The 1998-nt window shown below is 49.1% G+C and carries 1 protein-coding gene; it reads left to right on the forward strand.

Annotation, left to right across the window (positions count from 1 at the left end; all coding sequences use genetic code 11):
* Positions 1-203 precede the first annotated feature (203 nt).
* Complete coding sequence (locus tag PZA18_RS23800; protein WP_284103385.1) at positions 204-1757, forward strand: polymorphic toxin-type HINT domain-containing protein; 1554 nt, start codon at positions 204-206, stop codon at positions 1755-1757.
* Positions 1758-1998 lie beyond the last annotated feature (241 nt).

The following is a 1998-nucleotide window of genomic DNA, read 5'->3' on the forward strand; positions in this document are numbered from 1 at the left end:
AATCTGTTGACCAACATCCTGGGCAAGGCCAGCCGCGTCGAGATCGACTTCCCGAAGGTCTCCGCCTGAGCCCGCCGCGATTGACCGACTTTGAACTGATTGAATACTGGAAAGGAAATACCATGAAGGGGGTGTAAGCCCAAGCAGGGAAAGTAGGCAGCTATTACCTGACCGATGGGCAAACCGGCACTGCCAGTCTGTCAGTGTCCGAACTCACCACCGGCACAGCCTTTGGCGCTGGGCTCTCGTTTATCGGCAATACATTGGGCCGCATCCCCAAGGGCTACAGTAAAGTTCACTGGAGTGCCCCCAGCCACGCCAATGCCTTACCGGTCCGCATCGTGTCGGCCACGGGGGCGCGGGTGTCAGCGGAACTTTCCAGCTCACTGGCCAATACGGCCGGCACCAGCATCTATCGCAGCGCTGGCGGCGTACTCACCACCCCCAGCGGGAACCGAATCACCTTACCGAAAGAAGGATCTATGAACTCTGAAGAAGCATTCTTGTGGTTGCGTGAACAAAAGCGGCAAATCGGTAACTGGATTGACCCACATGCCAGTGCGCAGGAGCGGGCATTTCAGGCAGTGAGCCTGGACAACAGCTTCAAAATTGCCTCCCGCAATGCCATGGACAACTCGTTTGCCGCTGCACAATTGAGCATCACCGATTCGATCCGGCATTTTGATGAAATCGTGCAAAAGGAAGCCGCCGCCCGCTCGGGCGATTGCCTGTTCAACAAAATCATTGCCGATGCCACCCATGAAGTCACTCAATTGCGCCGGGTGACTCAACCCGGCGGCTGCTTTGTGGCCGGTACGCCCGTATGGACCAAGAATGGCCCAGTGCCGATCGAACAAATCAAAGTCGGTGATCTGGTTTTATCGCAGCCGGAAGATGGCGGGGAATTGGATTATCGGCCAGTGGTGAATACGTTTGAACATGATGATAAAGAACTATGGTTAGTACAATATGGAAAAGATTCTATGTGTAGCATTGTTTGCACTGGAAACCATCCATTCTGGGTGGAGGGTATAGGCTGGACAGCCGCAGAGAAATTAAAACTGGGAGATATACTTAAATCAAGCGACGGACGTGCCGCAGGTGTATTTAGAGTACTAAAATTATTTAATACAGAAATTGACGGGGTGGGCTGGGCCTGGGATTATTTTTTTAACAGTAGCTATGGCGGGCCAGCTGTCGATATTAGAAATGGGGTCATATCAAGCGATGACGACGTCGCACAATCTCGCGTACCAGATATTGTTTCTGGAAAAAAAATAGAAGGTATCGATATTGATGCTCACTTTAACACCAGCTTTAAATCAAAAGTATTTAACCTGGAAGTAGATGGATTTCATACTTATTACGTTGGAGATGAGAGTATATGGGTACACAATACTAATTGTGGAGAAGAAGGTGTTCATTTTCTAGATGAACGTCTGCATAATCTTGGGCTACTTCCAAGCCCAAATACACCTGTTTATAGCAGCTCTCAAGCTGTTTCTAAATTGCCGCCACCGCATGTCGGTGAGGTTTTAATCAAGGAAAAAACAAGCGGCACCAAGGAGCAGATTGCTTTTCAGGACGGTACAATTGGTGCAATGAAAACAGCAGATGGCGCTTCGGTCGCACATGGCATACGCTATCCTAATTCAGATCCTAAAGGAGAAATGGTTATCCGATTTGATGGGAGAATACCCATGCCCGATGGAAGTGGCTTTTCTAAAACCTATATAGATGGGCGATTTCAACTCTGAAGTGCAACACTATTATTTAAGAGATTGATTTGTTGCTGAAAGGGTATTGACAACTTAATTTAGCCAAATTGCCATTGTCATATAATGGTGCGTAAAAGTTGCGCCAATCGCACCGCTCCCCCAATTCAGGCCGCAGCAAGGGCGTTGGTAATGATCTGCCACGTGAAGAAAACCTTTTCACGCGCAGCGCGGTAATCGACCCGACTGAGCAAATGGCGGCGACAACGAAACAGGTTGTTAA

Source organism: Parachitinimonas caeni, assembly GCF_030129945.1.
Lineage (GTDB): Bacteria > Pseudomonadota > Gammaproteobacteria > Burkholderiales > Chitinimonadaceae > Parachitinimonas > Parachitinimonas caeni.